This is a genomic window from Candidatus Omnitrophota bacterium, assembly GCA_040755155.1.
GTDB lineage: Bacteria > Hinthialibacterota > Hinthialibacteria > Hinthialibacterales > Hinthialibacteraceae > JBFMBP01.
The window spans coordinates 39625-65822 of the sequence record JBFMBP010000081.1 but is presented as its reverse complement, the minus strand read 5'-3'; the positions used below and the strand labels follow the sequence as shown (position 1 = coordinate 65822).

Below are 26198 nucleotides of genomic sequence, written 5' to 3'. Positions count from 1 at the left end.
TCCCGCCCCATTATTCAAACGGCGCTCTTTTCCAGCTTCGTTTTTTCGCCGTTTTCTTTCTTCTCTTCCGGCTTCGCCGAGACGGCGGCGGCCGCGAGCGGCTCCTCTTTCGGCAGCTCTTTTTCCTCCGTTTTCTCTTTGGGTTTAGGCGCCTCTGGATATTCGATGCGTTGGTGCAGCATGTGAATGATAGAGTCGGAAAACGCAAGGAAAAGTTTGTGAAGATCGCGCAGCGTCAGGTCGCACTCATCGAATTGCTCGTCCATGTAGCGGTCGTTGATCATCTTGCGGACCAGCTGGCGCACTTCTCCTTCCGACGGATTTTTCAACGTGCGGGAAACCGCTTCCAGCGCGTCCGCCAGCATGACGATCGCCGTCTCCTTGGACTGAGGCTTCGGCCCCGGATAACGATAATCTTCTTCCTTGACGGCGCCTTCCGTCTCCTGAGCGGCGAGCGCCTGGTGGTAAAAGTAGGTCATCAACGTCGTTCCGTGATGTTCGGGAATGAAATGGCGGATCACCTGGGGCAGATGATATTCTTCCGCCAGTTCCATTCCATGCTTCACGTGGCTGCGGATGATGAAGCAACTCATGGTCGGTTTGATTTTCTCGTGTTTGGCCTTATCGGCGCGGGTTTGCTGGTTTTCGACGAAATATTGGGGTTTCACCATTTTACCGATATCGTGGTAATAGCAGCCCACGCGGGTGAGAAGGGCATTGGCTCCGATCGACTCCGCCGCCGACTCGGCCAATGTGGCCACGCGCATGCTGTGCTGATAGGAGCCGGGGGCTTCCTGTTCGAGCCGCTGCATAAGTTCGTTCTTGTGGCTCAATTCGAGTAATTTCATATCCGTCGTCACGCCGAAGAAATCCTCGAATAAAGGCAAGAGAGCCATGGATAGAACGGAAATCAAGCCGCCATTGACCGCGCCCCAGATCAAGGAATATTTCACTTCATGAGCGTGCAAAATGAATTGCTCGAAGGTTTTGTGCTGTTGCAACGATATGGCTAAGATCATGAGATTGGCCAACAGCATAGCCATACCCCCGGCGCGGTACAGATCGCTGCGCTGACGGATGCGGGAGACGGCGTAAATGGCGCCGCAGGAAGTGACAATGGCGACGATGACGTAGTTCAAACTTTGAAAATCGGAGCCTCCCGCGAAGATGACGCCCATATAAAGCGAACAGAATACGCACAAAAAGGCCGCCAACCGCGGACATGCGAGAAGCGTTACAATGACGCCGAGAGCGCCGACGGGTACGGCGTAGCCGACCTGCTTCAACGTATTGCTCCCCATATCGAGCAGCGACAATTGGCCGACGATGCGGGCTAGGATAAGAACGAGAATCATCCCCGCAAAGATCACAAAGACTTTGCGCGCATCTTCGGCAATGTCGCGATTGTAGATTTTTAGGTATTTCAACACTAGAAGAACTAAGAGAAAAGCCATGATGAAATAGCCGATTTCCGAATAAAGGGAAATGCGGATGCGGTTGTGCAACGCCTGAAGTTTCTGCAAATGCTTGCTCGTAACGATATCGTTCTTTCCGATTAATGTATCTTCCTTATTGACGTGGTTGACGACATCGCCGACTCGATTCCGGGCCGCCTCGCGCTTGGCTTCGGTCTCCTTTTTATTGAAAATAAGGCTGTGGCCGGTATAGACGCAGTGGATCAGGTCTATCGCCAATTCCCGGGCGGCGTAATCTTTGTTCTCATCGGGAAAGGCGGCTTCGATTTTCTGGCGGTATTTGTCGAAAAATTCCTGTTGCGTCCTGATTTCCAGAACGGCGGGCGAGATGCTGCGATTTCCCTGCGCATCGATCAGTTCCACGCCGACCGCCAGATTGTTGGAATAGAATTCCTCCTTGCGCAATGGGGCCGCGTTGTCGGCGATTCCCAAACCTTCCGCCTCTTTTGCGCTCGTCAAAATGATATTCCAAAGAGTTTCGAATTGCCTGTAAAAGAGTAGACTGTCGTACGTCGTGCGGGGGATGTCTTCCGGAAGTTCCCTTTCGGGATTGTAAATACTATTTTCCAGCGCCACGCCGGTTCCATCCAGCATGGATCGAATCCACGTTTCGAGGTCTTCGTTGTCCTTGCGGGGCGTTTTGCGGAAACGATCGACGATCGTTTGCAGATGCTGATGCATCTGCTCGGATTTTTCCTGCAACCTGTTATACACGGGCGGTTCGTATTCTTCCTGCTTGAGCCGTTCCGCTTCCGTGGCTTCCTCGTCGACGTAATCGAATTCGAATGGAGCCTGGATCACGCGGGGGGAAGGACGATCGAGTTGGAATCGGCTCAAATCGATCGCCGAAGGAGGGCGGATCAAAGAATAAATAATGATGACGGCCGCCGTCAACGCGCCGTAATAGGAAGCGTGCGGCTTAATTCTATCGAGAATTCCTTGAAGACGGTTTTTCCAGGCATGGCGTCCCTTCCGAATCGTCCAAGGCTTCTTTTTATCCGAATTGTGGGTAGTCGAGTTCATGATCTGGGAACGGGTTTATTCTCCCGTCTCATTCGAGTTGGTAACTCGATGGGACTCGGCGCGATTCCGCGCAACGGAGTCGTCTTTATTCAGTTCCTTGTCTCTCTCTTCATACGCAGCGATGATCTTCTGCACTAAAGGATGGCGCACGATGTCTTGTTGGTTGAACCGGACGAAAGCGATGCCATCGATATTCTTAAGAAGATCGCTCACTTCGATCAAGCCGCTTTTGCGGCCGGAGGGAAGATCGATCTGGGTGATATCGCCGGTGATGACGGTTTTGGAATCGAAGCCCAACCGGGTAAGAAACATTTTCATCTGTTCGCTGGTGGAATTCTGAGCTTCGTCCAAAACGACGAACGAGCTGTTGAGCGTGCGGCCTCTCATATAAGCGAGCGGCGCGATTTCCACGACGCTCTGTTCGATGTAGCGATGAACCAAATCGGCGTTGAGCATGTCATAGAGAGCGTCATAAAGCGGGCGCAGAAACGGATCGACTTTGGCTTGGAGATCGCCGGGCAGAAATCCCAGCGATTCCCCCGCTTCCACAGCGGGCCGGGCCAGGATGATCCGTCTCACCTGCTTCCGCTCCAGGGCGGAAATGGCGGCGGCCATGGCGAGGTAGGTTTTTCCCGTGCCCGCCGGACCGATGCCGAAGACGATGTCGTTTTGGGCGATGGCGTTGACGTATTGGCGCTGCCCGAAGGTTTTGGGTTTGATAATCCCTTTTTTCCCCCGCAACGGCATAGTAATAGGCGTAAAGACGTCCGTGGCGGGAGAAGCCGCTTTTTGCTGGGAATAAGCGAGAACGTATTCCACGTCCCGGCGGGTGATGCGGTCGCCCTGGCGCACCAGTTTGAGCAGATCTTCGAATACGGAGGCGATGGCCGCCACTTCGTCCGGATGGCCGGAGAGAGCGATAGTATCGCCGCGAGCGACGATGCGGGCGGCGAAATGCTCCCGCAGCAGACGAAGATTTTCATCGCGGGCGCCGAAGAGATCACGGCTCTCTTCCAGGTTGATCAAACGGATCGTCTGCCGGATTTCTACGGCATTGGCGGCTGGGGAGCCGCTCAGGCTATTCTTGTTATCGGTCTCCTCCATCATAGAGATCGTTTTCATAACTTTATTGTTTAACCTCATTAACGGTCATGGAATTCATCGCGCAAGTCCGAGGGGAGCAATAGCCGGCTTTTATAGGCGGCAAAGGAAAGAAAGATGGGAGGATGCAGACAGTATAATTCTCATAAGGTAATAAAAAATTATCGGCAGAACCCTTCCTCACGTTCGTCAAGCGAAAGATGGACGTAAAAAAACGCCATATAATCGCCGGGAACGGCTGAAGAGGCTTCCATATTCGAACCGGCAAGCCGGTTGATGGGGGGCGCCCATCCATATCGCATGAAATTTCGTTCATCGTCGATGAGAAGTCTACCAATATCCCAAAAGGTTGTCAACAACTTATTAATCCCATTGCGTAGGGTGGGATCAAAGCGAAGCGCAGCCCGCCATTCTTCTCCCTATTGGCCTTTTAGAGTTTCCCTTCGATCGCGTCCACGATCGTATTCAACGCTTTGACGCGGGCGTACAGTTTGCAATCGCCTTCGACGATAGTCCAAGGGGCGTAATTGGTGCTGGTGCGTTCGATCATTTCGTTGACGGCCGTTGCGTAAATATCCCATTTTTCCCGATTGCGCCAATCCTCATCGGTCAGTTTATAACTCTTGTGGGGTATGGTTTTGCGTTCTTCGAAGCGGCGCAATTGTTCGTCTTTGCTGATGTGAATCCAAAATTTGACGATGACCGTGCCAAAATGAGCGAGATGGCGTTCGAATTCGTTGATCTCGTAGAAAGCCCGCTTCCATTCCTCTTCCTTGCAAAATCCTTCGATGCGCTCCACCATCACCCGGCCATACCAGGAACGGTCGAAGATGGCGAAATGACCCGCCTTGGGCAGATGCCGCCAAAAACGCCATAAATAATGATGCGTGGCTTCATCGCCGCTGGGCGCGGCGATGGGAATGACGTTATAGCCGCGAGGATCGAGTTTGTCGGTTACGCGCTTAATGTTTCCTCCCTTGCCTCCGGCATCCCATCCTTCGTAAACGATAACGACGGGAATCCGCTTCGCATAGCAGGCGAATTCCAATTCCCTCAGCCGCTGTTGGCTTGCGTTCAACTGTTCGCGGTATTCTTCGGGGGAAATGGAGATCGTCGGATCCACGCGTTCAAGAACCGTCAAGCCGGCGATATGCCGGGTTTCGGTGGAAGCGGGGACGGCGCTGATTTTCGTCTCCGGCTTGGGCGGAGCGCCAAGAGATCGCTCCAGCGTTTCGACGATCGCGCGCAGAATCACGGCTCGGCGGTAGCGGCGATCCGTGGCGGGAACGAGCGTCCAGGGAGCGTAAGGCGTATCGGTTTCGACCAGAATTTCGTCGGCGGCGGCGACATATTTATCGAACTGTTTATGTTCCTCCCAGTTTTCCTGAGTAACGCGCCAGCCTTCGTAAGCGCTTTTTTCCATGACTTTGAAGCGCTTTTTCTGTTCTTTCTTGCTGATATGAAGCCAAATTTTGATGAGAATGGTTCCATCATCCACCAATTGCCGTTCGAATTGCTTGATCTCATCCTTGCGGTTGCTCCAGGAATGATCGCTGAGTTCTCCCTGCACTCTTTGGGCGATGGCGGGAAAATACCAGGCCTTATCGAAGATGCCGATGGTTCCTTTTCCGGGAATATTCAACCAATAACGCCAAAGGGGAGGCCGTAAAAGTTCTTCCTCGTTCATCTCCATGCGCGTCAAGTATACTTTAAAACCGCGCGGATCGAGGGGAGAAACCACTTGGCGAATGCTGTCGCCTTTGCCGCAGCTCTCCATTCCTTCGAAGACCAGCAGAACAGGCCGTTTTTTATCAACGATCTCGCGCTGCAAATCCCGCAGCCGATCTTCTAGGGGAGTAATGTATTCCTTGAACTCTTCCTTGGAAAGCGATGGGGTCAAGTCGAGATTTTCCAGCATATCGGCATCCTCCGGCATCGAATGGTTGTATAATCCTCGCAGCATTTATTAGCATGAAATAGAATGATTATGAAATAAAGGGCGCCCCTAGGCGTATTACCTTATATAAATTATCCGTAATTTTGCGATTTATGCCAAATCGATTCTATAAGGAGAAGGAGAAGATGCTCATGGAGATTTTTATTATGCTTCCGCTTATGGCGCTTGGAATTGCCGTCCCGGTTGTTTTTCTCGTCTTGCTATACATGATTTATACGAAATTGGATAGGATCGAACGCTTGCTCTCAAAAGACCGATAAACCAATATAATTATACTTTCCTGGGTGCGCGGGCGCCCTCGCCCGCAACAACGAAAAACTATGCAGGCGGGACGCCTGCGCTCCCAGGCGCGTAACATAAGTAAATTATTCTCCCTCAAAAACGAATAGGGTTAACAAATATCCAATGAGAACATTTCAGCGGAAGAATTCGCCATTTCCCCTCATTGCACTTTTAGTTCCCTTTTCCATACGATAAAATTAGAGGTTTATCGCGGTTGTTTCTTGACGAGAAAAGCCGGGAATTCGTTCACTCAATCATTGGAGAATGCAATCATGCAAAAGAAGAAGGCTGCGATTTTAGGCGCGACGGGGGTGGCCGGACAACAATTTTTGGAAGCTCTGTTCGGACATCCATGGTTTGAAATTTCGGGGCTGTACGCTTCGGGACGTTCGGCGGGGAAAACCTACGGCGAAGCGGCGTCGTGGCACTCCCCCACTCCGCTTCCCAAAGAGATCGCCTCAATGACGGTGAAAAACACAGAGGACGCCGCTGGGGAATTGGAGCCATACGACATTGTTTTTTCCGCTCTTCCTTCCGACGTCGCCAAAGAGACCGAAGGCCGTTGCGCCGAAAAGAAACCAGTCATCAGCACGGCGTCCGCCTACCGTTACGAAGAAGACGTGCCCATTCTCGTGCCGGAAGTGAACGCCGGCCATGCGCCATTGATCGAGAAGCAGCGCAAGCATCGGGGATGGAAAGGATTCGTCGTTCCGGGACCAAATTGCACCACGATGGGACTCATCATCTCGCTCAAGCCGCTCTACGAAGCCTGCGGCGTCCGGCGCGTATTCATGACCTCGATGCAGGCGCTTTCCGGCGCCGGATATCCCGGCAACCCCGCCTTGGACATCGTCGATAACGTCATACCCTACATCGCCAAAGAAGAAGGCAAAGTAACCCTGGAAACAGTGAAGACGCTGGGAAAAATGGCGGGCGATTCCATCCAAAACGCGAATTTCCCCGTTAGTTGCACCTGTACGCGGGTTCCCACGATCGATGGGCATTTTCTCTCCATATTCGTAGAGACGGAAAAACCGTGCTCCCCCGCCGATTACAAGAAGATCATTGCAGATTACAACGTCCAATGCCGCAAAACGTTCGGCGACCTGCCTTCGGCGCCGGAAGAGACCATCATCGTTAAGGAAGAAGACAACCGTCCGCAACCGCGATTGGATCGCGAATTAGGCGATGGCATGACCACAGTTGTCGGACGCATCCGCCAGGACGAAGTGTTCGGCGAGAGGGGCCTCAAGTATTGCTCACTCTCCCACAATACCAAGCGCGGCGCCGCCAAAGGCGAGTTGATGGTGGCGGAATATTTGATGACGAAGGGCTATATTTAATCGCGTATTTCCTTCATTCCTCCCCCAAGTTTGGGGGAGGCTAAGGAGGGGGTTGTTTTAAATTCAACAAAATCACCCCCCTCTAACTCCCCCCAAGCTTGGGAGAGAAAAAAGAGTGTCCAAAATGAAGGACGGGGGCGCCGCCTCCGTCCTTCCCTTGATTCCGCCGATCGGCGAGGCGGCGCTATGATGATTTCACGGGATGATTTAATCCGAATCCTTGGTTCCGAAATCGTAACGCAGGCGGAAAACCTGCCGGATGAGGAATTCGAAGAACGTAAGTGGGATAATCTCTCCGCCCTATTAAGCGCCTGCGAAAAACTAGCGCATACCCCCCAATTTGAAGCCCGCCGCTCCTTCCTCAAGGGACTCCATCCCAATCTGCAAATTCTCCTCATTCGGCATCTTTTCTATCAAGAGAAGATGACGGCGGTTTAAATAATTCAGATCGTAAGATGGATCGTGTTAATTGATCCATTAAATACGGATAAATATCGATGGGTCAAAAAACGCGACCCATCCTTCATTTCTATAGCTGCGTAGGGTGGGCTCAAAGCGAAGCGTAGCCCACCATTTTTCCTATTGTTAGGTATATAATTCCCTTCTTACAGCGTTACCTTCGTGCACTCCTTATCAAGTTTAGCAACCGTCTTGTTACGAAAAGCGGCGATGGCCAAATGGCAAGGGGCGGCGGCGGTGTGCCCTACTTCGACGGGGGCGTTCGGCTGCTTGCGGGTGCGCATGCAATCCAGCCAGTTGACGATATGCGGCTCGGTGGGAAGCCCCTCTTCGCTCTTGTAGATAGGAACGCGATTCTCCACATCCCGCCAGTACTCTTTATAAATACGGTAGCCCGTTTCGCCTTCGGCGAATATGGGTTCGCCGATGACCAGCGTTCCTTTGGTTCCGTGGAAGGTTACCTTCCAGCCATTATCGAAACTGTTGTTGTAGGAAAGAATCCAAGACGCTGTAAAGCCGTCGTATTCGTAGTTCACGCTGAAAACGTCCGGGCATTCACCGCCGAGAATATACGAGTCGCCCTGCATCGACGCCGAGCGGGGAACGCCTTTGCCCATGAACCATTGAATCAAGTCCATTAAATGCACGCCTTGGCCGGTTACCATGCCGCCGGAATAGTCCCAATACCAATTCCACTGCGCGGCGCGAATCGGATCGAAAGGCCGCTTGGGTGCGGAACCGAGGAAGAGTTCCCAGTTGAAGTCGCCTTGTACTTTCCATTCGGGACTAAGCGGTGGAACGTTCCAATACCATTGCGCTCGAACCAGAGTTACATCGCCCAGGATGCCCTGATCCACCAGTTTTTTGGCTTCGATGCACATAGGCGCGCTGCGGCGCTGCATTCCGGCTTGCACAATGCGGTCGGTTTTGCGCACGGCGTTAATGATGCGAACGCCTTCTTCCACCGAGTAGGTCATCGGCTTCTCGACGTAAACGTCCTTGCCCGCCGCCACGGCGTCCATCAACTGGGGACCGTGCAAATGTTCGGGAGTCGCGATGACGACGGCGTCGATCTCTTTCATTTCCAAAAGTTTGCGATGATCGACGAACGATTGCGCGCCGGGAGCGGCTTTCTCCAATGCCTGGTTGCGTTTGAGTTCGGAGGCGTCGCATACGGCGGCGAATTGAACGGCGGGATCGATCTGTTGGGTCATGAGCATAAGATGGCTGCCTCGACCGCCGCAGCCGATCAAGCCCATGCGGATTTTATCGTTCGCCGCCGCCGATCGGAGCGATGGGGCCAGCAACGACGCGGACGCCAGCATAGAAGCCGCTCTTCCGTTCTTCGCCAAGAAACTTCTTCGATTCATTCGATTCGGACTCGTCATTCCGTCTCTCCCTCGATTTGAAATGGTTAATAACTCATGAAACGCGCAGGGAACGCGGAGGTCCCGCCTGCACTCTGTTATAATCCTCCTTCATCGCCGCATGAGCAAGGCTGCATCCTAAACGGGAATTCATTTTCCCAACGCAAAACGAAAATCAATCCATGCGGATTGTAATGTCGATCGGTTCTTCTCCCCGCTGAAGAGAAAATTTTCTTTCCCATTTTTTTCCATCTTTGGAGGTAATGGCAACAGTATAATCTCCTAAAAATGCGCGCGTCCGGACTGGTTCGGCTTCGTATAGGAACTCTTCCTGAGTCCACCATTCACCTTTAATCAATGATAACAAGCGCTCATAGGCGGACTTGGGCGACATGTCCTTGCGGATCAAGCCCGCCGGGGCGCCCTGCCAGGCGCGGTCGTCGGAGAAATCCCACCATGTTAGCGCTTCCACCTGCGGACAGGAGAAAACCGTCCGGTAAAAGCGTTCGACTTCTTCCGCTTGACGCCATTCGCCTTCCATTGTCGTTTCCCATTGTTCTTTCTCCTTTTTAGTGCCGGAAACAATGGTGGTTTCGGTGAAGTGGAGAGGTTTTTTGTAATTCGCAAAACGGTCGACGACGGAAAGGATATGTTTCGTAGGCCATGCCCCGTTGTGCATGTGGGATTGAACGCCAATGATATCGTAAAGAGGTTCGCCGTTTTCTTCGACGAGGGCTTCAAGGACGTCCTCATAGATTTCATGTTTTTCGCCTTCGATGGAAGAATCGTTATCGGCTTGCTCGCGATTGTGGAGATAATAATCGTTGATGACGAGTTCGGCTCTTGGATTGGCTTTTCGCGCCGTCTTGAAGGCTTCGATCGTCAATTCCATCTGCCCGGCCTTTTGCCAAAGCCGGGTAGTTTTGGGAGCGCGCTGCAAAAAGGATTTCCGGTCGAAAACCGTGGCTTCGTTGACGACGTCCCAAATTTCGATCAAGCCTTTGAAATCTTCGATCTCGCGCTTGATGCGCGCCATAAGCAATGGCTGGGCTTTATCAGGATCCTCCGGCAGCCAGGAAGGATCGGTGAAATTCCAAACCAAGGGATGCCCTTTAACGATAATGCCATTCTCCAAGCACCATTTCGCAGCCCCAGCCGCATAGGCGCGGCGCGTTTGGCCGGGCGCTCGCTCGTAGGCGGGCCAATAAAAACCTATGGTGGCGAAATTCATTAATTGGGCGAAGAGACGGCGATAGGATTGCTGCGAAGGCGTCTCCCTTTCTTCCCAGCGGAAGACATTGCATCCGAAAAGAAAATCGTGGCGCGTCTGTTGGAGCGCAACGCGGGCGCCGGGCGCAGGATGTCCGTTTTTATCGACGACTTGAATGGTTATATCCCGGCGGCGGCAGCGTTCGATGCGGTCGATGGCTTCCAGTTCATATAGCAATTCGGAGACGATTGGCTCCAGGGAAGGCAGACTTTCCTTGATTTTGGCGGAATCCGCCGCATTTATAGCAAATTGGTCGCGCAGCCGATAAGCATCGCGGGAGATCAGCGTGGAAGGCGACGAACCATAACGGCAGCGATTCCATACCATAAGCCACTTGACGACGCCATCAGCGCCATCATGAGCGTTCTCCGCCGTCAAGGATCGCAATGCCTCCAGCCACTCTTGGCCTAATTTCATTTTTTGCAGAAAGATAGGTTGAGCGCGGGGGATATCCAATTGGAGATTTTCAAAGAGCCGTCCGGCGCGTTCAGCCGCTAAATTATAGGAGATGGGTTCCGAAGCGGCAGAAAGGGAAAAAACAGCGCAAGCGGCGAGATAAAAGGCGAAAGAATTTTTCATAGGGATGAACTCCAAGAAAATAATGTTATATAAATAGCAAATTATTGGCCAACTTCTCTTCCTTATCTTTATCTCCCAACGATCGCATGGAATTTGGATAATACCTATACAAAAAACGGTTCCTTTGCCGAGCATGGAACCGATATAATGGGAAAACGTTTCGTAAAAGACAAACGTAACCGGCGCCGCTTGTTATTTACAAAGCTGCGCCGGATTCATCTATAAACATGCGAATCGATTGTAAAAATATTCTTTTAATTTTTATTGATACGTTTTTGCGCTGGTGCTGACGATGTCGCCGCCGGAAATCAGCCCGTTGCTGACGGAGAAAAACGCTCCGCCGTCGCCATTGCTTCCCGCTTTTTGGGGCGTATTCAAGACGCGAAGACCGACAGCCCAACTGGTCCACGGCCAATCGGTATCGCCATCGGGACCGGAAGAACTGACGACATAACTGACGCCTGCGGCTTTATATTCCCTGATACGTTCTTGACCGGCGGCGGTATCCGGCTCCGCCCCATAGCGCAACGGCGCGCCGTAGTCGTAATACTTGCGCTGGTCGATATTGTTTTTGGGAGGAAAGATATCCGATACTACGCCCCATCCGCTAAGATATGCCACCGGCGTCGTCAGCGAGATATAACTACTGCCATTGGCATATTCCGTTCCCCTATCCCACGGCGCCCAGCCTTTATCGGCTTCATACATTCCGATAGCGGTGCGCAATGAAGCCATATTGCCATAGCATTGGGCCAGTTTGGCCCGCGCTTGGGCGTTGAGAAAGTTGGGTACGGCGATCGCCGCCAGAATGCCGATAATGGCTACGACGATAAGCAGTTCGATTAACGTAAAACCTGACGACCGATTTTTCATTTCCCACTCCTGGACAACCATAGAATATAAATTATATAAATCTATTTTATCATCGTTTTTAACAGATTTCACAGCAAAAAGTCAACCTTTATTCTCATGGCGCTCCATAATTTATTCGCCGCTCCGGGGAGAAGAGGCATCCAGCCTCTTTCGTGGAAAAAGAAAGAGCCAAGATGGCTCTTCTACTTACTCTTCCAAAAAGCATCGGTTTTCTCCTGCTCAAGCCCGCGAACCAGGGGCGGGATGTTCCTAAGAGAAGAAAGAAAATAGGCCGCGTCTCTTTTCGAAAGCGAGAAATCAAGATATATATTCCTATTGCGCCATGACGCAGCCGGGTCTTCGTGGAAGCGTTATTTTTTCGGAACGGACAGGAGGTTAAGACGTGGCTACTGTACCCATAAAAGAAATAGAAGAGGAAATGGACGAAATCCAGATGTTGATGAAAATCTGGCATAAGTTCTACAAAATCCTAACGACTTCCTTTTACGGAGCCGACGAAGATATCAAAAAACTCGATCCGGAATTTCAGCAGATCAAGCAAGTCGTCGCCGAACACCACGGCCAGTTCATGAAATTGATCAAGAAGGATTTTCATATCGGACAGTCGATCCTCACCACCGTGAAACGGACGATTACTCTAAGCGGCTTCCATAATCTCAGTCCGCTGGAAGTCAATAAAACCCTGATCGAATGGCACGACGCCAATATCCTTCTTAACGAGACGCTGGGATCGCTGGAGTGCGACCGCGACCGCATTCTCCGGGGCAGAAAAACGAAAGTACCCACAAAATCCTCGAAAGAAAAAGCCGCCGATTTCTTCGCTGGCGGTTCTGTGAAAATCATCGCTAACGTCGTGGTTTTGTTGGTGATTCTGGGAGTATTAATCGCCTTTTGGGATACGATATCCCTGTCTATGATCTACAAAAATTACTTTAAGTGGATGATCGACCCGATTTTCAATCTCTTAGGAATACAATCCGGCGGAGATGCAAAGTAATAACTTTTTTTCCGCCAACGGATCAACGAGAACATCTCGTAGGGCGAGCCGGACGCTCGCCCTTTTTTCTTGGAGAAGGAGAGATTATTTGGGTTGGGAGAAGAAAGTTCCGGCAAGAGCCGAAGAACCGTTTCTCAATCCGAATAAAGCATCAAGCATTCCCGCAACGGTGTTTCCATTTTCTTCCACATCGGCCCCGGCGGAATCGAGAGCGTCTTGCATCTTGACCGCCATTTTGTCCAGCTCGACTTCGCGTTTATCCTTTTCGTTTTCTTCCAATTGGCGTGCGATCTCCTGCTGCTTGCGTTGAGCCTGTTCGAATTGGATGGGATTGCCGCTTTGCATGGCTTGCCCTTGCTCGAGTTGCGCCCGGGCGAGGTTGCGCGCCAGGCGGGCGTCGTCGTTTTCCAAGTCCTGTTTGGTTTGGTTGAGTTCGTCTTCCGTGGGTTGCAGCGCTTGTTGGGGATTGGAGGCTGGTTGGACGCCATTGGCGGCGTCCACATTCTCCCCGTCTTCTTGTCCATTGCCGCCATTTCCCTGAGCGTCCGCCGATTGGAGCGGATTGTCGGGCAAAAAGCCGTTGGCATCGGAACGGGTGACGACGGTGGTCAATCCCGCATTGTAGACAGGCGATCCATCGCCGTAACTTAAGGTAAACGTGCGCTTGGAGTAAAGAATATCCTGACCGCTAATGATGGCTCGCGAACGCAAGCGGGTTTCGTTTCGCTGTTCTTGCGCCGTAACCAGTCCTGCAGTTTGCTGGGGAGGCGCGGACAAACGGACGGCGGGTTCGCCAGGATCGGGGCGATAATGAATCTGGGGAGAACTCCCTATGGCGGTCGGTCCGTTAACCATTGCCATTCGCCGTTAATGATGCCTTGCCGCCGGATTCAAGACGCAATTCTACATATGGATATACTATCCCGTTATCGATTATCGGCAGAATAGAAGAATCCTTGAGCAAAAAAATATAGAATGTCCTGCGGGGCGCCTCTTTTTCCAACGAATCCCGATTCAAGACTTAAAATTCCGGCAGCATACCATCTATAATTCAAAAACAGCGATATAAATAGAAGAATGGCGGATTAGGCTTTGAGCCTACTCTTCCTAATTATGTATCGACGGTTGTTTGTTTGTTGGAATCAGGATTATCTGGATATTCAGTATAAAAAAATCCTGGCCATCCTTTCATCTTGGATATCCTGATTCTGACAACAGCGAGGCGAACAATGACGAACAATAGCCCCAACTCCATAGAAAACTTGGAAACTTATATCCGGCATAAAGCGGAAGAGGCGAAAAAAGCTTCCCGCGTTTTAGCCGGCGTTTCTACTAACCTGAAAAATCGCGCGCTTATGACGGCGGCGGAGCGGATGCGGGAGCAGAGAGCCTCCATCCAAGAAAAAAACCGCTTCGATCTGACCTACGGACTCGAGAAAGGTTTATCCTCAGCGATGTTGGACAGGCTTGAACTGTCGGATAAGCGTATCGAAGGCATCGCGAAAATGTTGGAAGAAGTCGCCGCGCTGCCCGATCCAGCGGGAGAGATTACGCAGATGCGCGTGCGTCCGAATGGATTGCGGGTTGGGAAGATGCGGGTTCCGATAGGCGTGATTGGATTGATCTACGAATCGCGTCCCAACGTGACGGCGGACGCGGCGGCGTTATGTCTGAAATCAGGTAACGCCATCCTGCTGCGAGGCGGTTCGGAAGCGATTCATTCCAACATCGCCTTGGCCTGGATTCTGCAAGAGGCGTTGAAGGAATGCGGCCTGCCAGCGGCGGCGGTTTCGTTTATCGAGACGACGGACCGGGAGGCGGTGCGGTTGATGTGCCGGTTAAACGGTTTAGTTGATGTAATTATTCCGCGTGGAGGCAAGTCGCTGATCGAAACCGTCGTAGAACTGGCGACAATTCCCGTTCTGAAGCATTACGATGGCAACTGCCATGTTTATGTGGACAAGGACGCCGATGCGGAGATGGCGCATAAAATCTGCATGAACGCCAAAATCCAACGTCCAGGAGTATGCAACGCCGCCGAAACCTTTCTTGTTCATCAAGCGATGGCGGGGGATTTTCTGAAAAATCTGATTGCGGATTTGAAGCGGAACCGTGTGGAAATCAGAGGCTGCGAACGGACGCAAAAGATCGATCCCGCCGTGATAGCCGCAACGCCGGAGGATTGGGATACGGAATATCTCGATCTTATCGTTGCTGTGAAAATCGTAGATAGCATGGACGAGGCGATCGATCATATCGCCCTTCATTCGTCCGCCCATACCGACGCCATCGTTACCAACCATTATTCCGCTGCTATGCGCTTTTTGCGGGATGTGGATTCGTCGTCGGTGATGGTGAACGCTTCCACGCGCTTTTCGGACGGCGGCGAATACGGGCTGGGAGCGGAGATGGGGATATCCACGGATAAGCTCCATGCGCGCGGGCCGATGGGGCTAGTGGAATTGACCTGCGAGAAATTCGTAGTACTAGGCGAAGGACATCTGCGGGAATAATACCAATCGCCTTTGATTTTGCCGCTTTTTATATTCCTCTCCCAAGAGTGGGAGAGGTTAGGTGAGGGTTGGTAGTATTAAGCGAATATTCCCTCACCCTAGCCCTCTCCCAAAGTGCGAGGGAATTATTAGTTACAATTTTCAATGGAATTGGTATAACTTCTCCAACGGAAGGAATCGATGGAACGCATCCCGTTGAAGCGCATCGGAGTCTATGGCGGCGGATTCGATCCCGTGCATATCGCCCATTTGATTTTGGCGCAAACCGCTTTGGAATCGCTCTCGCTGGACCGGGTGATTTTCATCCCGTCGGGGGGAGTGGCGCATTATAAGAACGAATCCAACGTGGCGTCGGGAGAAGACAGGCTCGAGATGCTGCGTCTGGCCGCCGAGTCCAATCCCCGTTTCGAAATCTGCAGCTACGAGATCGAACAGGGAAAATTCTGTTATACCATCGATACGTTGCGCTATCTGCGGGACGAAGTTTTTCCGGACGCCGAAATCAATCTCCTTACGGGAGAGGACTGGAAAAACCGGTTGAAGACATGGAAAGACGGCGATAAGCTGCTGCAAGAATTCTGCGTCGCCATATTTTCCCGTCCTGGTTTTCAGAAGCAAAATGACGGCCAATCCTCCGCCGAAGCAGAACGCATATGCCATGTCGATATGCCATTGATCGACATCTCCTCTTCGGATATCCGGGAACGGCGGCGCAAAGGCCTTTCTATCGAATATATGCTTCCCCGCGCCGTTTATCGGTATATTGAAGAAAAAGGATTGTATCTTTAGATTTTACTATCCTTCCCGCCTATACAGAATAGGCGATGAGAACGATTTTCACCTGATTCATTCCAATTCTTTAAATTAATGAAAATCGGGGTAAAATCTATATTGAACGTATTTACGAGTAATTTACAATATCATATGAGGTTCTTGCAAAAATGGTATAATTTTCTTTTCAATTCTCCCCCCAAGCTTGGGGGGAGTTAGAGGGGGGTTGATTTTGTTAGACTTATCTCAACACCCTCCTAACCTCCCCCAAGCTTGGGGGAGGAATAATATAGTTTTGCAAGAGGCTCATATATATACATTTTATTCGTCCTTCCAAACCAAGGACAGATGCAATTCCATAAAGGAAATTCATGCACAAAGCCGACTTCGTCTCTTTCGAATCCATTTTATCCGGCAAATCCTTCAAAGATTTGATTCTGTTGAAGGATGGGAAGTTGGATTTGAGCCGTTTCGACGCCTTGATGCGCGGAGTCTTGGAAGAGAGCGCACGGTCGACGCAGGCTCCGGCGCACCGGCTGGTGCGGGTGATTCGCGATGGACGCGTGATGTGGACTACGGTGGAACAGGCAAAACAGATGATCGAGTATCATCGCCATCATTCCCTTTCCGATGAATCCGAAAATATCGCGAATCAGATAGAAATCGCCATCAACGGCGATATCAATCACCTGGAAGACGAGATGTTGATTTTGTTATGCATGGCGGAATCGGGCCATAAGGACAATGCGGAAGTACTGCCCAAACTCGACAGGCGGCGAAAAGACGTATTGCAATTGGCGCAGGATGTCCGGCAAAGCGAATCTGATCTGGCCCGGAAAAAAAGAGATACCAAAGTCGTAGACGCGTTCGAAGAAAAATTGGGATTGATGATCAACGCCCGCAGCCATGGCGACGAAAAACGGGCGACGGAATTGGCTATGGAATTGCGCCTCATCAAATCCAAGTATCTTTTGTTCGCCCGCTCACTCAGCCCGGACATTCAAAAAATCCGCCAGTTACGCGGCGATTTGGTGCGTTCGAAAGAGAAAGTCCTCGGCCATATTTTGGATTGCGTCGCATCGGAAACGCAGAGTTTATCGCTGACCCTGGATACGCTGAAACAAAATATGCAGAATTTGGAATCGGCTTTCCAAAAAGCGGCGAGCTCTTCGACCAAAAAAGACGAAGACGAAGAATACAACAGCCTGGATGCGTTGAAAGAAAGAATGAGTAAAGTCCAATCCGCCATCCAAAAGAAGACGGAACGAATCGAGATTCTGCAACAGGAAAGCGCGGCTCTGAAACAAGAAATCGAAAACACCCGAACGATTGCCGATAAAATCGGTTCCGCCATCGTAGAAGATGGAGTAGACGAACAATTGAAGAAATTTCAAAGCCAAACGCCGAAAATCCAAAAATCCCCAGGATTGGATTCCTTGCTCGCCAAAAAAGCATCTTCGCGAATGCACGTCGAACCGCGCGAGTAATCTTCCCGGCGATTTTCCATTATTCCATCATTACGCAGAGTTCCATATAGGATGATCGTTTCGCAGGGTATAACTGCGCCAATTCATTTTCTTCCAACGGGCAAAAAAATAGCGCTTAAGATAAGCGCTACTCAAGGGAGGATAAGAACGGGAACCGCTGGAATCAATAAAGCGAAAGGAAGAATGGTTCCCGCATCGATGTTCGATCAAATTTTATTGTTATATTGTAGTATATAAAACCAATTAAGTTAAGTCCACGATTACGTTTTTTTTGCCGGAAACGAATTAATAAATCGACCAATTGGACACGCTGGTATCATCAGGCGGAGCCGCCGCGAGAGCGGGATCGGTCATGACGGCGTTGCCCGCCACGTCTTCCGCGCGCATGGCGTAATAGTAATCCAGCAACTCGCCGTTCTCGTCTTCGAATTGCAACAGCTCGACGAAATAGGTTGGCTCTTGAGCGATGGTTAAGAGATCGCTTTCCTCGAACCAGAAGTCGTACCCTTCGCGGGTAAGGTTGATGCCGAGGGAATAGAAACGGATCGCATCGCCGATCTTTATCTTTTTAGCGTTCTTATCGTATTGCACGGTTCCGTATTCGTCGTCCGGCCCCGAATAAAGAATTTTGTAGGGCCTTATGTCGTGATCGACGACAATGTTATTATCCGCCACGATAAAATTCAGCGAGGCGTAATCGACGGGATTGCCATAGAAATCCACCTCGTGGGTTCCGGTGGAATAATCCACATCGGCGTCTTGATAATCGATCTCGGAGGCGTACAAGGTAAAATAACGGCCTAGGATTTTGGTTTTGTTCGTGAAATAGAGAGGTAAATACATGGGATCGGCTTCAGGATCGTAATCCATGAAATACCAATATTGATTCCATTTCGGCGTGAAGAACTGTCCCGGTTTGCTGGTGGAATAGGCTTCCACTTCCGCCACCGTCATAAACCAATCGTCAATATTCCCATCGTCATCTACGTCGAAAGTGGAAAGGAGACCAAACGTAGTGACGACGTTCGTCAGATTGGGATCGCTGAAATCGACCAGCAGGCCTTGAATCTGGACGGGGGTATCGGAGAGGGGTTGCGTTCCCGGACCATGGCCGCCGTTTTGATAGACGAAAGCGGCCCGGTCGCCGATAAGGAAGGGATAGGAGGGAGATGGATTGAAAGACGCTATGTCTCCATCCGATTCCTCGGAACCGTCGATGGCGGGAGGAAGTTCGAAATCTCCCGAGATGAAGTAACTAAGGATGCTTTCCGGGATAAAGACGAAAGTCATCAATTGTTCCGGATCGTAAACCACTTCCGCCAACCATTCCTGGTATTCGGGACTCTCTTCCGTATAGGACGAATAGAGCAATTCAAGTTCTTCATTCAATTCGTCGTCCGTCAAATTTCCTGCTTCGTATTCAATCCAAATCTCCTCTTCCAACTTCCAAAGCCATTCGTAAAAAGCGGGATCCACCTCTCCCTCGAATAGGGAGAGGAGCGGATCGGAGAAGTCGATATCTCCAGCATCGGCGTCGGGATTTTGATCTACGATATCGGGAGATTCGACGTCGTCTTGTTTGATTTTTTGAAACGCTGTCTGAAACGCCTCCATGCCGGGAGTACCATAATACGCAGAGATGCCGGGACTGTTTTCGGGCGCAGTAATGGAAATGCCATTCGAATTGGGCTTCGTGCCGTCGTCGCGGGCGAGAACTACGAGAGATTGGAGGACAGCGATGAGTTCCGCCAGTTTTTGCGAATTCTCGCCGCTGACGATCTTGGATTGGGCGATCTGCGCGAAATGGAGAAGATCAAGACTGATCCTTTGATCGTTCTTGCCTTGCTGTCCATAGACTTGAGATTTAGTGGAGGCTTCAAGGACGGCAGGTTTGTCCTCCGTATTATTATCCAAAGCGTTGGCGAAAGCCCAGGCGACGGCGTCGATTTTCGACGAAGCCTCGTCCATGCGGCTAAGATCGACGACGGAGAGCGTTTTGCCCGATGCATAATAAGGATGAATATCCTGAACATAATCGTTTACGATGGCCTTAGCCGCTTCAACGGCGGCGCTTCTTTTGGCGTATTCCTTCACGACGCCTTTCCAGTTCCAACCGTGGCCTGGTTCAAGTTCTTCGGAAGCAATGAGATATTTTGCGTAATCTTTCACAATCAGGGCGACTTCCATCGACGCCATGAGACAGGCGTCGAAGCCGATGATATCCCAAACGCCCGCCTGGCCATTGACGAAGGCGTTTTTTATTTCCCTTAACGACAAGGCATCGAAATTGAAATTCTCGTCGTTGCCGAAGCCGCTATAAGATCCGCCATGATCCCATAGAACGAGAAAACGCTGATCGTAATTTTGATAGCCTTCTTGAATGTATTGCAAAAATAGGATTAAAGAGCTCTCATCGCCCATGTGCGCTTGGCTTTCCGCGTAGAGATAAGAACTATTTGCGGTCTCGTCGCCATAAGCGCCATTTTGAGAATCCTTGATAACTTGATCCATGTCGGCGAATTTCATGCCGCGCCAGCCATCTTTATTGGCGCCTCCGAATGCGACAATGACATCAACGGCGCCGGGAGCGATTTCGTTATATCCCGTTATGAGTTCATTGAGATCCGTCGTCCCCGCTAGATCGTTCGATTCCAGGTCGCTGCCCACCATATAAATAGCCAACAATTTTTTGCCGGTTCCATTATGGGGCGCAGGAGGCGTATAAGGGGCCAGTGTTCCAGGATCGTTGGTAAAGCCGCTTTTGCTGAAAGGCCGTACCGACGTCCAACCCGGCATCGCCGCCAATAGTATGGCAGCTATCAGAAATAAGACATTCATCGTTGAAAAACGCACTCCTAAAATAAGTTTCTTCTCCATGCTCTTGTTCATCCTTTCTTTCGTATAAATTATGTCTATCGATCTTCTATAATCCTATAAAAAATCGATTCAATATTTTAATAGATTTGGAAAACTTTCATAGGAGAAAAACAAAAAAAGTATCAATTAGAATAAAATCCATTGAATAGATAAAAGGGATTCGGATTCATTCTCTTTAAGGAGTCAATGCGGCTATTTCGCGCTTAATTGACTTTCCAATTCCGCGGTGGCGGCTTCTTGAATTATCGCCGATTTCTCATCGCCCGCTTTGCGCAACAGAGCCGCCAGCTCGCGGCGATGGCCGGGATAGACTGGATTCAACTCGACGACGCGCGTCTTTTCCCGGATGGCCTCGGCGAGATTATTTTGTCCCAAATAGATGCTATGCAGGAATTCATGAGACTCGAGGTCTTCCTGATAGCGCAACGCCATCCGTGTGGATTCAATCGCTTTTTGCTTCCATCCCAATTCGCCGTATCGAAGAGCCAGGGCGTAATGAACTTGATGGGAATAGGGATCGAAGAAACGCGCCGCTTCCAGATAAGGCAGCGAGTTCATCCCGTTCAATTCCAAGCCAATGCGCAGATTCTTGCTGCTCAAAAATTGAAAGTAAGATGATGCGGCAATGATCGCCGCAAGGACGAAGGCTATCCATTTCTTGTCGGTCGATGTCGTATTAACGGCTCTATTTTGAGGGTAAGAGACATGATAGGACGCCAGTAGAACGACAAACAAAGAACTGGCGGGAAGATGGAAGGGGAAACTCGCCAGGGAATGAACCGCCGCCGCCCAAACTCCCAGATAGGCGCCCCAGGCGAACCATCGATGGTGCGGCTCCAATTGGATTTTCCTAATCGCCGCCTTGATCCAGACGGCGGCGAGCCAAAAGAGAATCAAAACCCCAATCGGTCCGATTTCGGCGGCGGTTTCCAAGAGTTGAAAATGGGGTTGATCGACGGGAACGACGTAGGAGCGGTCGTGAGCGTGGTTTTGGATGCTGTAATTCAATCCCTGATAATGCTCGTGAACGGTGAGGTAGTTGCCAAAACCGATTCCGGTTAGAGGAAATTCGTCCATCATGAGGCGCGTCGTCTTCCAGTTGAAGCGGCGGGCGCCGAAGCCAGAAAACCAGGCGGGGGATTTTTTGGCTTCTTGATATAAGGAATGGCCGTGGCTGTTGTAAGGATTATCCGTGATATACCAGGCGAGAGAGAACGCAAAAGCGAGAAAAAGTATCATCCCGCGAATCAAGGGAATGTGGATGGATTGGCGCAGGCATAGGGCGGTTCCGATCCCTGCGATAAGCGCTCCCGCCAAGCCGATGGCGGCGCCCACGCAGAATGTAACGGCCAGACAGGCGGCGATCAGCAGAACGGCGAAGGTTATCGCGAATGATTCCAGGAATCGCGTTATTTTTCCGCCGCGGCGATCTTGTCTCAAACCAAAGGATAAGATGACGGGCAAAATAATCGCCAAACCTCCCGCTAGGAATTCAGGATTGCCCAGTGTAGCCACTATTAAAAAGCGCCAATCTCCCTTTCCGCCGGAGCGATAGGCGAAATCGACGCCGTAATCTTGTAGTATGGCGTGAAGGGATAACAGACTGGCGACAATAGTAAGGATAATCGCCATCGCGGGTGGCAAAGGCAAGGCGAAGCCAGCCTTTGAATTCATGCCGCCATCTTGGGCGGGTGGTATTCGATCAAGGGCAGAAAAAACCTTGCCCTTGCCACCCCGCGAAGCGCCCATCGACCAAATACGGCGGAAAGCGTAAAAGAGAAAAACGAAGAGCAGCAGATTGCCGTAAGCCCGGATTTGTATGGGCGTCCGGTAATGAAGAAAGATTGAGATCAAGGATAAGGACAATAACGCTAGAATCGGCCAATCCAAGGCGCATGGATGACGTAGGCCGCGCTTATCGACAGCGATAAGAAAAAGCCATAACGCCGTCCAAAAGGCAAGCCATACATACTTCGGCAGAAGGTAGGAATCGACCGTCGTTAGCGTAATGACGAAGGGCGTGGAAGCGGCGATCGTCATCGCGATAACGCGTTCCCATTTGTCCATATCGGCGCGATGAATGGGCAGGTTCATTGGCGTCTCACCGATTATCCTTATTTTTGGCGGATAAGATATAAACGAATCCGCTGGGGATGTAACTTTGATACGATAGAGATATGGCGCGGCGGTCTACCGTTATGCGAGCCGCTTCTCGTATCCGCGCCCGTTCGAACCAAGAGGGAGGAATATGTTGGGTAGTAACGGCGATGGATCCGTCCTGCAGACCGGGTTCGACGATAGTCAACCAAACGTCTTCAAGCCAATCCTCGCGGGTAAGCATCAGCCGGTCGCCGCGCATTTCTAGAGGTTGGGATAGACGGGAATTGAGCTGGTCGCGATACCAATCGTAAAAGAGAAATCCCGCTCCAATCAGGGGAGTGGAAACGCCCCGGCATTCCACGATTTGCTGATAGAGCAAGGGAAAATATTCGTTATCGGCGCTGGGTTCGAAAAGCCCGGTGAGGATGGGACGGCCAGGCGGCGCAAAGCGCCAAACGCCGTCGGCGTAGCTGGAAGCGGATCGGTCTCCTGCGGCGGCAAAGCGATTCGCTATCGATTCCACAGAAACGGGAAAGAACGGTTTGCGGTCGTCGTAAGCGAGAAATAGAGGAGAAATCGCCGCCAATACCAGAACCAACGATGCGCCGATCCAAGAGGAGAACGATAAATTCGAACGGCGCAGGCGGGAAAAGATATCCGCTGCGCCGAAAGCCAAGGGCATCGTAAGCGTCAATAACGCCGGGAGCAGAAAAACCTGCCGGTCTCCGGTGATGTAGACAAGAAAAAAGCCCTGATAGACGGCGAAGAGCGCTAACGTTAACAATCCTAGCCAAATCCTTTGACGGAAAAGAACTATCCAACCCCATACGGCCAAAATCGCTGCGAAGCCATAACAAAAAAGCGGCAAGAAAAAGAAAGCGGCTGCGTACGCCGGATGGAATCGGCTGATGAAGGCGGCGATTCCGCGCTGGAGAATATCGTTAAACTGGCCGCCATTGACAAGTTGCAGCCAACGTGAAAAGGTTTCGGGATCGAACCAGTCGATGGGCGGATTTTTCCATGCACGAAAGGGAAAATATAACAACAAAAGCAGTGGAGGAATAGCGCAGAGACCGGCGAAAAGAAAATCTATTCCCGAAATCTTGACGTCGCAATCTGGAAGGCGCAGCCACCGCGTAAGAACCGGCGAGACGCGAATCCAAAACAAAATCAGAACAAGAAGAATCGAAAAAATCGATAGCCGGTGATGAACTAAAAGCAAGCCGATTAGAAACGCCAACGGCGCCAAAGTAATGCGCGGGCGGCGGATGATCCAAGGAAGAATATAAAGGATCAAAACGAATTCCAAGGCGAAGAGGGCGTAGACCTCAGCGGTGAGAGATTGCTCCCAGACGGCCGGCGTCAAGCGATAAGCCATGATAGCCAGCATCGCGGACGGCGGCGCCAGAGATTCTATATCGCCAGCGTCTTCAAGAAGCCGGCGCAGCGCTACGAACAAGACGCCGCAGGCCAGAGCCGAACAGAACGCCGAAAACAGATGCGCGCGGAAAATGACGGTTCCGCAGGGAAGCCATTGGCAAAGATGGACGGCCAGCATGTAAAACGAGTATCCTGTCGGATGGGGAACGCCCAACGTCCAGGCGCTGGCCGCCAGTTCGGGCGCATCGCCCCACGTCAGGTCTTGAGGCATCGCGCAGATGGAGAGCGTCCACGACAATAAAAACGCCGTTCCGGGGCTGAAAAGGCTATGGGAAAAGGATTCGGCGCGCTTCATCGTCTTCTTTTCCGCCGTCACGGCGATTCTTTGTTCTCCCATAATCCTGCATATCCAAGGCCATCTTGGCGGCCCGCCGATGGGAGATAAAGGAACGAATCTTTGGAATCTTTGGTGGGTTTATTATGCCCTTTTCGAGCGCCATGTCTCGCCCTTGCGCTGCGATATGATTTTTATTCCTTGGGGATGCGATTTGAGAGTGCATACCCTATCTATCGCCAACGGTCTCATCGCGGCGCCGATTACGGCGTTCTTCGGCGCCAACGTTTCCTACAATCTGCTCTTTTTTTTCTGGACGCTATGGACGGGCGTATTCGCCTCGCTTTGGGCGCGGCGGTTCGGATTGGGGATGGCCGCTTCGGCGTTCATCGGCTTTTTGGCGGCGTTCAATCCCTACCGCTGGGCGCATCAGCCGCATTTGAACCTCTTTTCCACGGCGTGGTTGTTTCTGGCTTTTTGGCAATGCGAGCGGATGCTGGAATCCGGCCAAAAGCGCTCGCTCGCCCTTTTTACTCTAGCATGGTTATTGGCCTTGTTTACGGATTGGTATTATGGACTTTTTACGGGGATCTACTTATTCGTTAGGTTGATATCGCATGGAGCGGAAAAGAAGGATAGGGCGGCCTTTTTCCGCATTCTGCGAATCGCCGCGATATCAGGCGCGGCGATGCTGGCTGCTCTCTTGGCGTATTTTTACCGGCCCAACGCGGGCGCTTTCCAGGAAATTTACATTGATCCCGTGGGGATGAAATATTCCGCTTATTGGTCGCTGGATCTATTGCACCTATTATTGCCAGCCTGGTTAATTTACTCTTTGCAATTGCCTTTATTGAATTATGGCGAATTTCAGTTGCATCCCGGCCTGGCGATAGTACTACCGAGTTTATTTTTCATTATCGCCGATCGTCCGTTGTGGAAAAATCGCCCGCAACGCGGCGCAGTGCTCGCAATGGCGGCGATTTTTCTTTTTCTATCGCTGGGTCCCGTATTCAAATTCAAAGGTGAAATCGTCATGCCGAAGGGAATGCCGATCTTTTCGCCCACGGCGCTATTCGAGACCATCCCTTTCTTGACCGTCATCCGCGTATATGCCCGCTTCGCTTATATCGGATTTCTTTGCCTTGTCTTGGCTGGAGCCATCGGATGGGAAAAATGGAAACCGGCGCTTCGGAGTTATTCCGCGCCTATTTACATCGTCTTAGGTCTGTTTTTTTTAGTGGAGACCTGGTGGCGGCCGCCGCAGCTGGCGGATTATTCTTTCAATCCGGCTATATTCAATCCAAATTGCAAATCCATATTGGAATTGCCTTTTTCGCCTTCCAACTTGAGCGGAATGCATCTCTATCATCAAACCTTTCATCATAAGCCTATTCACGTCGTGGAATTTTCCCGGCTGGGAAAGTATAAGGAACGTTACCTGGCGGCTTATCCCGCGTTGAATTTTCTCAACCTCGCCGCGATGGGCGAGGATCTGGGACCGGAAGACGAGAAGTACTTGGAAACGCGATTCTGCGCCGACGTTCGCGAGTTGGGGCCGGCGGATATCGTCTTTCAAAGCCAACCGGATAAAGTACGCATCGAGAAAACGCGCTTGCTTTTGCAGCGAATTGGCGACGTATGCCGGGAGTTGAAAATACCGTTGGTCATCGAACCGGGAGAAAGAGTATCGGCGCCTGAATAAAATCCCAAAAAAAACCGTATCGCGCCGCTTTCGGCCTACACTTTGCTTGACAGAAAGGTTAATTGATTTAACATTAAATATTGTCCTATTATTAGCTTCAGTACGGCAAAATGAAAATGCTCCTCTCCATGAAATTTTGGGGAGGCGTTTTCGTTGGGATCGAAATGGATTAATACCCAGCCTAATTATCATAGCGGCATGCCAATGCGCAATTGCATCGATCCAATTTCCTTCGGGCGGCGCCGACGCGGCAAAATAGGAAAGAAAGGCATTTTTGGCATCATAAGTAGAAATATCCGTCCGGCCGG

General features: G+C 51.0%; 18 protein-coding genes. 7 read left to right on the top strand and 11 right to left on the bottom strand.

The genetic code is table 11. The features are described from left to right. Positions 1-14 precede the first annotated feature (14 nt). The 4 genes from AB1656_11295 to pap all read right to left on the bottom strand — a co-directional run bounded on the left by AB1656_11295 (position 15) and on the right by pap (position 5517). Positions 15-2498, bottom strand: coding sequence for an HDIG domain-containing metalloprotein (locus AB1656_11295; GenBank protein ID MEW6235964.1), 2484 nt, complete (start codon positions 2496-2498; stop codon positions 15-17). Between the two features lie 15 nt (positions 2499-2513). Next, positions 2514-3602, bottom strand: a complete 1089-nt coding sequence (locus AB1656_11290; GenBank protein MEW6235963.1) for a PhoH family protein — start codon at positions 3600-3602, stop codon at positions 2514-2516. Between the two features lie 158 nt (positions 3603-3760). Further along, a complete protein-coding gene (locus AB1656_11285) occupies positions 3761-3901 on the bottom strand; it encodes a hypothetical protein (GenBank protein MEW6235962.1) in 141 nt (46 codons plus the stop codon). 128 nt (positions 3902-4029) lie between these two features. Continuing rightward, complete coding sequence (gene pap, locus AB1656_11280; protein ID MEW6235961.1) at positions 4030-5517, bottom strand: polyphosphate:AMP phosphotransferase; 1488 nt, start codon at positions 5515-5517, stop codon at positions 4030-4032. Positions 5518-6110: 593 nt separating this feature from the next. Between pap and asd the strand changes: the two genes are divergently transcribed. Together asd and AB1656_11270 are read left to right on the top strand one after the other, a co-directional pair. Continuing rightward, a complete protein-coding gene (gene asd / locus AB1656_11275) occupies positions 6111-7181 on the top strand; it encodes an aspartate-semialdehyde dehydrogenase (protein ID MEW6235960.1) in 1071 nt (356 codons plus the stop codon). A gap of 186 nt (positions 7182-7367) precedes the next feature. After that, on the top strand, positions 7368-7619 hold the full coding sequence (locus AB1656_11270) for a hypothetical protein (GenBank protein ID MEW6235959.1): 252 nt from the start codon (positions 7368-7370) through the stop codon (positions 7617-7619). Between the two features lie 167 nt (positions 7620-7786). On the opposite strand, the gene AB1656_11265 is transcribed toward AB1656_11270, so the two are convergent. The 3 genes from AB1656_11265 to AB1656_11255 all read right to left on the bottom strand — a co-directional run bounded on the left by AB1656_11265 (position 7787) and on the right by AB1656_11255 (position 11729). Next, a complete protein-coding gene (locus AB1656_11265) occupies positions 7787-9028 on the bottom strand; it encodes a Gfo/Idh/MocA family oxidoreductase (GenBank protein MEW6235958.1) in 1242 nt (413 codons plus the stop codon). A gap of 154 nt (positions 9029-9182) precedes the next feature. Next, positions 9183-10856, bottom strand: coding sequence for an endo-1,4-beta-xylanase (locus tag AB1656_11260; protein ID MEW6235957.1), 1674 nt, complete (start codon positions 10854-10856; stop codon positions 9183-9185). 261 nt (positions 10857-11117) lie between these two features. Then, the gene (locus AB1656_11255) at positions 11118-11729 is read right to left on the bottom strand and encodes a prepilin-type N-terminal cleavage/methylation domain-containing protein (GenBank protein MEW6235956.1); all 612 of its coding nucleotides are present in this window, start codon (positions 11727-11729) and stop codon (positions 11118-11120) included. A 382-nt stretch (positions 11730-12111) separates the two neighbouring features. On the opposite strand from AB1656_11255, the gene AB1656_11250 reads away from it, so the two are divergent. Then, positions 12112-12726 carry a hypothetical protein gene (locus tag AB1656_11250; GenBank protein MEW6235955.1) on the top strand — a complete coding sequence of 205 codons (615 nt, stop codon included), beginning with the start codon at positions 12112-12114 and terminating at the stop codon, positions 12724-12726. Between the two features lie 84 nt (positions 12727-12810). On the opposite strand, the gene AB1656_11245 is transcribed toward AB1656_11250, so the two are convergent. Then, positions 12811-13581, bottom strand: coding sequence for a hypothetical protein (locus AB1656_11245; GenBank protein ID MEW6235954.1), 771 nt, complete (start codon positions 13579-13581; stop codon positions 12811-12813). A gap of 374 nt (positions 13582-13955) precedes the next feature. On the opposite strand from AB1656_11245, the gene AB1656_11240 reads away from it, so the two are divergent. From AB1656_11240 to AB1656_11230, 3 genes are all read left to right on the top strand, one after another. Further along, entirely contained in the window at positions 13956-15239 is a 1284-nt protein-coding gene (locus AB1656_11240; GenBank protein ID MEW6235953.1) for a glutamate-5-semialdehyde dehydrogenase, read from the top strand. Between the two features lie 180 nt (positions 15240-15419). Continuing rightward, the gene (gene nadD, locus AB1656_11235) at positions 15420-16028 is read left to right on the top strand and encodes a nicotinate-nucleotide adenylyltransferase (GenBank protein ID MEW6235952.1); all 609 of its coding nucleotides are present in this window, start codon (positions 15420-15422) and stop codon (positions 16026-16028) included. A gap of 353 nt (positions 16029-16381) precedes the next feature. After that, positions 16382-17497: a hypothetical protein gene (locus AB1656_11230; protein ID MEW6235951.1), complete on the top strand. Its 1116-nt coding sequence runs from the start codon at positions 16382-16384 to the stop codon at positions 17495-17497. A gap of 285 nt (positions 17498-17782) precedes the next feature. On the opposite strand, the gene AB1656_11225 is transcribed toward AB1656_11230, so the two are convergent. The 3 genes from AB1656_11225 to AB1656_11215 all read right to left on the bottom strand — a co-directional run bounded on the left by AB1656_11225 (position 17783) and on the right by AB1656_11215 (position 24209). Continuing rightward, on the bottom strand, positions 17783-20335 hold the full coding sequence (locus AB1656_11225) for a clostripain-related cysteine peptidase (GenBank protein ID MEW6235950.1): 2553 nt from the start codon (positions 20333-20335) through the stop codon (positions 17783-17785). Between the two features lie 231 nt (positions 20336-20566). After that, positions 20567-22468 carry an O-antigen ligase family protein gene (locus AB1656_11220; GenBank protein ID MEW6235949.1) on the bottom strand — a complete coding sequence of 634 codons (1902 nt, stop codon included), beginning with the start codon at positions 22466-22468 and terminating at the stop codon, positions 20567-20569. 7 nt (positions 22469-22475) lie between these two features. Then, on the bottom strand, positions 22476-24209 hold the full coding sequence (locus tag AB1656_11215) for a DUF2723 domain-containing protein (GenBank protein ID MEW6235948.1): 1734 nt from the start codon (positions 24207-24209) through the stop codon (positions 22476-22478). Here AB1656_11215 and AB1656_11210 point away from each other — a divergent pair. Next, positions 24133-25890: a hypothetical protein gene (locus AB1656_11210; GenBank protein MEW6235947.1), complete on the top strand. Its 1758-nt coding sequence runs from the start codon at positions 24133-24135 to the stop codon at positions 25888-25890. The two genes, AB1656_11215 and AB1656_11210, sit on opposite strands and share 77 nt — an antisense overlap. Positions 25891-26198 lie beyond the last annotated feature (308 nt).